Origin of the sequence: Streptomyces pseudogriseolus (genome assembly GCA_002154585.1) — a bacterium.
Classification (GTDB): Bacteria; Actinomycetota; Actinomycetes; order Streptomycetales; family Streptomycetaceae; genus Streptomyces; species Streptomyces pseudogriseolus.
Genome location: MUNG01000447.1, coordinates 1 through 6,259 on the forward strand (window position 1 = coordinate 1; position 6,259 = coordinate 6,259).

Consider the following 6,259-nt stretch of genomic DNA (forward strand, 5'->3'; position numbering starts at 1 on the left):
GTACGGGGGATCGGCGGGCCGTGTCCGGGCAGGCGGAATAGTGCGGGGCGGGGTGTCGTTCCAGGGGTATAGTTGAACCGTCAACAACCTGGAAGGTGAGCGGCCATGCAGTTCGGGATCTTCAGCGTCGGGGACGTCACCCCCGACCCGACGACAGGGCGCGCGCCGACCGAGCGCGAGCGGATCAAGGCCATGGTCGCCATCGCGCTGAAGGCCGAGGAGGTGGGCCTGGACGTCTTCGCGACCGGCGAGCACCACAACCCGCCGTTCGTGCCGTCCTCGCCGACCACCATGCTCGGCTACATAGCGGCCCGCACCGAGCGGCTGCTGCTGTCCACCTCCACCACGCTGATCACCACCAACGACCCGGTGAAGATCGCCGAGGACTACGCGATGCTCCAGCATCTGGCCGACGGCCGGGTGGACCTGATGATGGGCCGCGGCAACACCGGCCCGGTCTACCCCTGGTTCGGCCAGGACATCCGGCAGGGCATCAACCTCGCCGTCGAGAACTACGCCCTGCTGCACCGGCTGTGGCGCGAGGACGTCGTCGACTGGGAGGGACGCTTCCGCACCCCGCTCCAGGGCTTCACCTCCACGCCCCGCCCGCTGGACGGCGTGCCGCCGTTCGTCTGGCACGGCTCCATCCGCTCGCCGGAGATCGCCGAGCAGGCCGCGTACTACGGCGACGGCTTCTTCCACAACAACATCTTCTGGCCGGCCGAGCACACCAGGCGGATGGTCGAGCTGTACCGCAGCCGGTACGCCCACTACGGGCACGGCACCCCCGAGCAGGCGATCGTCGGGCTCGGCGGGCAGGTGTTCATGCGGAAGAACTCGCAGGACGCGGTGCGCGAGTTCCGGCCGTACTTCGACGTCGCGCCGGTCTACGGGCACGGGCCCTCCCTGGAGGAGTTCACCGCGCAGACCCCGCTGACCGTGGGCTCCCCGCAGCAGGTCGTCGAGAAGACGCTGTCGTTCCGCGACTACGCCGGTGACTACCAGCGTCAGCTGTTCCTGATGGATCACGCGGGGCTGCCGCTGAAGACGGTGCTGGAGCAGCTCGACCTGCTCGGCGAGGAGGTCGTGCCGGTGCTGCGCGCGGAGTTCGCCAAGAACCGCCCGGCCGGCGTGCCGGAGGCGCCCACGCACGCCTCGCTGCTTGGCGCCGCGCGGAAGGAAGCGGCGAAGGGCGCGGCGAAGGACGCGGCGAAGGGAGCCTCCGCCGCCGAGCAGGAAGGGGCGCGGGCATGAGGATCGTCGTCGTGTCGGCGGGCCTGAGCGTGCCGTCGTCCACGCGGCTGCTGGGCGACCGGCTCGCCTCGGCCGCCGTGGCCGCGGCCGGCGCGGACCCGGCCGACGTGCGGGTGATCGAGCTGCGGGACCTCGCCGTGGAGATCGCGCACACCTTCACCAACGGGTTCCCCGGGCCGGCGCTGTCGGAGGCGTTCGACGCGGTGAGCGGGGCGGACGGGCTGATCGTGGTCACGCCGGTGTTCTCGGCGTCGTACAGCGGGCTGTTCAAGTCGTTCTTCGACGCGCTCAGCGTCAGTGACCCGGAGGCACTGACGGGCACGCCGGTGCTGATCGCGGCGACGGGCGGCACGGCCCGGCACTCGCTGGTCCTGGACCACGCGCTGCGGCCGCTGTTCTCGTACCTGAAGGCCGTCGTCGTCCCCACCGGCGTCTACGCCGCCTCGGAGGACTGGGGCGCGGAGGGGCTGAACGCCCGCATCGGGCGGGCGGCGGCGGAACTGGCCGCGCTGACCGGAGTCACGCCGCCTGCGGCGGCGGACGCCGTGCCTCGGCAGGTCCCGAAGAAGGACTCCTTCCAGGACGTGACCCCCTTCGCGGAGCGGCTCGCCGCGCTGCGCCCTGGCGGGTGAGACGGCGGTAAGAAGCGGGGGCCCGGACGGCGGGCGGGGGCGTGCGGGCCCGGCGGGTTGGCACACTGGGCGGGTGCCGCACACCGTTCTGCTCGCCGAAGACGACCGCGCCATCCGCAACGCGCTGGAGCGCGCCCTGACCCTGGAGGGCTACCGCGTCACGGCCGTCGCCGACGGCGTGGAGGCTCTCGCGCAGGCCCACCGCAGCCGCCCCGACGTGCTGGTGCTCGACGTGATGATGCCCGGCATCGACGGACTCCAGGTGTGCCGGGTGCTGCGCGCCGAGGGCGACCGCACGCCCGTGCTGATCCTGACCGCGCTGGTGGAGACCGCCGACCGGATCGCCGGGCTCGACGCCGGCGCCGACGACTACGTCGTCAAGCCGTTCGACGTCGAGGAGGTCTTCGCCCGGCTGCGCGCCCTCCTGCGCCGCGCGGCCCCCGCGCCTTCCGAACCCGAGCCCGCCGAGGAGCCCGGGGCGCCTGCGCCGTCCGGACGTCACCCGGCGCCGTCCGGGCGCTTCCTGGAGGCGGCCGGGCTGCGCATGGACCCGCAGGCCCGCAGGGCCTGGCGCGGCGACCGCGAACTGGAGCTCACCCGGACCGAGTTCGAGCTGCTCGAACTGCTCATCCGCAACGCCGGCGTGGTCCTCGAGCACTCCACCATCTACGACCGCATCTGGGGCTACGACTTCGGCCCCGGCTCCAAGAACCTCGCCGTCTACGTCGGCTATCTGCGCCGCAAGCTCGACGAGCCCGGCGCCCCGCAGCTCATCCACACGGTGCGCGGGGTGGGCTACGTCCTGCGGGAGGGCTGAGTGGCCGTCGGCGGCGGTGCGCCCGGGCCGTCGGCGCCGCGCCGCCGGATGCGGCTGCTGTCGCTGGGCACGACCTTCGCGGTGGCGTTCGCGGCGGTGACCGCCACCGTGACGCTGCTGGTCGGCTTCCTGTCGTACAACGCGGCGGCGCGGCTGGTGCGGGTGGACCAGCAGTCCGTCTTCGACGAGGTGGTACGGGACCTGCGGGACGAGGTGCGGGACAACCGGATGTCGCCGCACGACTTCTCCTCCGCCGCGCCCGGCCACGACCTGGTGCGTCCGGCCCGTACGGACGTGCAGGTGCTCGGGCCGGACGGCGGGATCGTCGACCGGGGCAACCCGGGACTGCCCGTGGTGGACGACGACCGCCGGGTCGCGGGCGCCGCCACGGCGGGGCGCGTGGTGGTGCACGCCGGGGTGGACGTGGGCGACGACGTCTACCGGGTGGCGACCGTCTCCCTGGGCGGCGGCAGGGGCGCGGTGCAGGTCGCGCAGGAGTTCAGCGACACGGAGGACCTGCTGCGGGCGCTCCAGCGGCGCACCCTGGTGTTCATGGCGGCCGTGGTGGTCGGGGCCGGGCTGTTCGGCTGGTGGCTGGCCCGGCGCATCACCCGCCGTCTGGTGGTGCTCACCAACACCGCCGAGGCCGTCGCCCGCACCCGCCGCCTCGGCATCCCGGTGCCGGTCGCCGGCTACGACGAGGTGGGGCGGCTCGGCCGCGCCTTCGACCGGATGCTGGGCCGGCTCGCCCAGTCCGAGGAGGACCAGCGCCGGCTGGTGCAGGACGCGGGGCACGAGCTGCGCACCCCGCTCACCTCCCTGCGCACCAACATCTCGCTGCTGCGCCGCATCGACGAACTCCCGCCCGACAGCCGCGAGGAACTGGTCGCCGACCTCGCCCAGGAGGCCCGCGAGCTGACCGACCTGGTCAACGAGCTGGTCGACCTGGCGGCCGGGCAGTCCGACACGGAGCCGCCGCAGCGGATCGACCTCGCGGACGTCGCCGAGGACGTGGCGGGCCTCGCCCGGCGGCGCACCGGACGCGAGATCGTCGTCCACGCCGCCGGGGACACCACGACCCACGGCAGGCCCGGGATGCTCACCCGGGCGCTGTCCAACCTGGTGGAGAACGCGGTCAAGTTCGACCGGGAGGGCCGCGCGCCCGTGGAGATCCACGTGGCGGGTCCGGTCCGTCCGGGCACGGTACGGGTGGAGGTCCGCGACCGGGGCCCGGGCATCGCCGACGACGACCTGACCCGCGTCTTCGACCGCTTCTACCGTGCCGCCGACGCCCGCTCCCTCCCCGGCTCCGGCCTCGGCCTCTCCATCGTCCGCGAGGTCGCCCTCGCCCACGGCGGCGCCCCCTACGCCTTCCACCGCGAGGGCGGCGGCACGGTCACCGGCTTCACGGTCGCGGGGGCGACGGAGGGACGGGAAGAGGCGGAGACGTAGGCGTAGGGAGTCCGCCGTCTGCGCAGGTATGCAAGGGGGGCGGTGCCGGGTCGTCCCCGTCGGGGAGGGGAGGGACGGCATGCTGACCGACGAGGAGAGCGCGGCGCTGGCGGCGGTCGACGAGGCGGGCACGGCGCGGACGCTGATGGAGCTGATCTCCGTGCCGAGCGTCACGGGCAGCCCCGCCGAGTCCGAGTTGCAGCATCAGCTCGCCGGGCGGCTGGAGTGGCTGGGGCTGGACGTCGACCTGTGGTCGATGGACCTGCCCGCGCTGCGCGCCGAGCCGGACTTCCCCGGCACGGAGGCGCCGCGCGAGGAGGCCTGGGGTCTGGTCGGGACGACGCCCGACGGGGGTGACGGGCCGACGCTGATCCTCCAGGGACACGTCGACGTCGTACCGCCGGGGGACCTGGCCGCGTGGGACGGGGACCCGTTCGTGCCGCGGGTGGCGGGGGACCTGGTGCACGGGCGCGGGGCGTGCGACATGAAGGCCGGTCTGGCGGCGCACCTCGCCGCGCTCACCGCGATACGGACGGCCGGCATACGGCTGCGCGGCCGGGTCGCGGTGCACTTCGTCGTCGGCGAGGAGGACGGCGGCCTCGGCGCGTTCGGCACGCTGCGGCGCGGTCACACCGGCGACGCCTGCGTCATCGCCGAACCCACCGCCGGCACGCTGATCACCGCCAACGCGGGCGCGCTGACGTTCCGCCTGTCCGTGCCCGGGAAGGCCGCGCACGGCAGCACGCGGGACAAGGGCGTGAGCGCCGTGGACGCCTACCTGCCGCTGCACCGGGCGCTGGCCGCCCTGGAGACCGAGCGCAACCGGGACCCGGACCCGCTGGTCGCCGAGTACCCGGTCCCGTACGGCCTGTCGGTGGGCACCCTGCGGGCCGGGGACTGGGCCAGCAGCGTGCCCGATCTGCTGGTCGCGGAGGGCAGGTTCGGCGTACGGCTGGGCGAGGACCCGGCGGACGCGCGGGCCGCGCTGGAGCGGTGCGTGGCCGAGGCGTGCGCCGCCGACCCCTGGCTGCGCGACCACCCGGCGACGGTGACCTGGCCGGGCGGGCAGTTCGCGAGCGGCATGCTGCCCGAGGGGCACCCGCTCGCGGACACGGTCGGCGCCGCGCACGCCGACGCGACGGGCGGGAGCGCGCCCCGGCGGCGCGGGGCGACGTACGGCAGCGACCTGCGGCACTACACCGGCGCGGGGATACCGGCCCTCCAGTACGGGCCGGGTGACATCGCGGTGGCCCACAGCGAGCGGGAGCGGGTGAGCGTGCGGGAGGTGGTGGAGGCGGCGCGGACGCTGGTGCTGACGGTGTTGCGGACGGTGGGGGTGAAGTGAGACGGGGATGGGACGCCGTCAGGGCACGGGAAACGCGTCTCACTCGTCGGGCTTGCGCTCCGGCGCCTCGCAGACGAAGCCGTCCGGGTCGGTGAAGGGGCCGGCCGGGCTCTCCAGGACGACGCGGTGGGAGCCGCTGCCCTCGGCGGGCACGCCCGCGACCTTCGCCAGCGCCTTGCGCTTGTACAGCGACAGCTTCACGCTGCCGGGGTCGCCGGCGAACTCGACGTACCGGCCGCCGAAGCTCTTGCCGACGGTGAGGCCGCGCTCGACGTAGAACTGCTTGGTCGCCTTCACGTCCTCGACGCCGAGCAGCAGCACGATCTCGTCGACGGTCCGGGTGACCGGGCCGGTGTTCTTCTTCGACGAGGTCACCAGCTGCCAGACCGTGCCGTCGGGCGCCTGGACGACGCCGCCGTAGCCCCACAGGGACTTCTCGGCGGGCTTCAGCGGGGTGGCGCCCGCGTCGAGGGCGGCGTGGTGCAGCGCGTCGACGTCGCCGGGCTGGGACATGACCAGCGACAGGGTGAAGCCGCGGAAGCCGCTCGTGGGCGCGTCGGACGCGCGCAGGCGCAGCCGGTCCCGGTCCAGGCCGAAGGCGTCGGAGTAGAAGCGCGCGGCGGCCGTGGGGTCGGCCACCTCAAGGGTGACGGAGTCGATGGAGTTCATGCGGTCGACGGTAGGACCGCCCCGGCCGCCGGCGCTTCTCGGAAACTGACCGGTTGCGGGGGCGGGCCCGGGGCGGACCGGGGGCGGATC

At 74.3% G+C, this 6,259-nt stretch carries 6 protein-coding genes; 5 read left to right on the forward strand and 1 reads right to left on the reverse strand.

Annotation, left to right across the window (positions count from 1 at the left end):
* Positions 1 to 105 precede the first annotated feature (105 nt).
* The 5 genes from CCN29_RS30630 to CCN29_RS30650 all read left to right on the forward strand — a co-directional run bounded on the left by CCN29_RS30630 (position 106) and on the right by CCN29_RS30650 (position 5,500).
* Positions 106 to 1,254 (forward strand): LLM class flavin-dependent oxidoreductase, encoded by a 1,149-nt coding sequence (locus tag CCN29_RS30630; protein ID WP_031063046.1) that lies wholly within the window; start codon positions 106 to 108, stop codon positions 1,252 to 1,254.
* Positions 1,251 to 1,886: an FMN reductase gene (locus tag CCN29_RS30635; RefSeq protein WP_086685770.1), complete on the forward strand. Its 636-nt coding sequence runs from the start codon at positions 1,251 to 1,253 to the stop codon at positions 1,884 to 1,886. Before CCN29_RS30630 ends, CCN29_RS30635 begins: the two co-directional genes overlap by 4 nt.
* A gap of 73 nt (positions 1,887 to 1,959) precedes the next feature.
* Positions 1,960 to 2,703 (forward strand): response regulator transcription factor, encoded by a 744-nt coding sequence (locus CCN29_RS30640; RefSeq protein ID WP_006133258.1) that lies wholly within the window; start codon positions 1,960 to 1,962, stop codon positions 2,701 to 2,703.
* A 48-nt stretch (positions 2,704 to 2,751) separates the two neighbouring features.
* Entirely contained in the window at positions 2,752 to 4,155 is a 1,404-nt protein-coding gene (locus CCN29_RS30645; protein WP_086685775.1) for a HAMP domain-containing sensor histidine kinase, read from the forward strand.
* A gap of 79 nt (positions 4,156 to 4,234) precedes the next feature.
* Positions 4,235 to 5,500, forward strand: a complete 1,266-nt coding sequence (locus CCN29_RS30650) for an ArgE/DapE family deacylase (RefSeq protein WP_086685772.1) — start codon at positions 4,235 to 4,237, stop codon at positions 5,498 to 5,500.
* Between the two features lie 39 nt (positions 5,501 to 5,539).
* On the opposite strand, the gene CCN29_RS30655 is transcribed toward CCN29_RS30650, so the two are convergent.
* Positions 5,540 to 6,169 carry a VOC family protein gene (locus tag CCN29_RS30655; RefSeq protein WP_031063042.1) on the reverse strand — a complete coding sequence of 210 codons (630 nt, stop codon included), beginning with the start codon at positions 6,167 to 6,169 and terminating at the stop codon, positions 5,540 to 5,542.
* Between the last annotated feature and the right edge of the window lie 90 nt (positions 6,170 to 6,259).

Excerpts from the sequence above, each read along its gene's own strand:
- CCN29_RS30630 (WP_031063046.1), top strand. The coding sequence starts at position 106 with ATGCAGTTCGGGATCTTCAGCGTCGGGGACGTCACCCCCGACCCGACG.
- CCN29_RS30635 (WP_086685770.1), top strand. The coding sequence starts at position 1,251 with ATGAGGATCGTCGTCGTGTCGGCGGGCCTGAGCGTGCCGTCGTCCACG.
- CCN29_RS30645 (WP_086685775.1), top strand. The coding sequence starts at position 2,752 with ATGCGGCTGCTGTCGCTGGGCACGACCTTCGCGGTGGCGTTCGCGGCG.
- CCN29_RS30650 (WP_086685772.1), top strand. The coding sequence starts at position 4,235 with ATGCTGACCGACGAGGAGAGCGCGGCGCTGGCGGCGGTCGACGAGGCG.
- CCN29_RS30655 (WP_031063042.1), bottom strand. The coding sequence starts at position 6,169 with ATGAACTCCATCGACTCCGTCACCCTTGAGGTGGCCGACCCCACGGCC.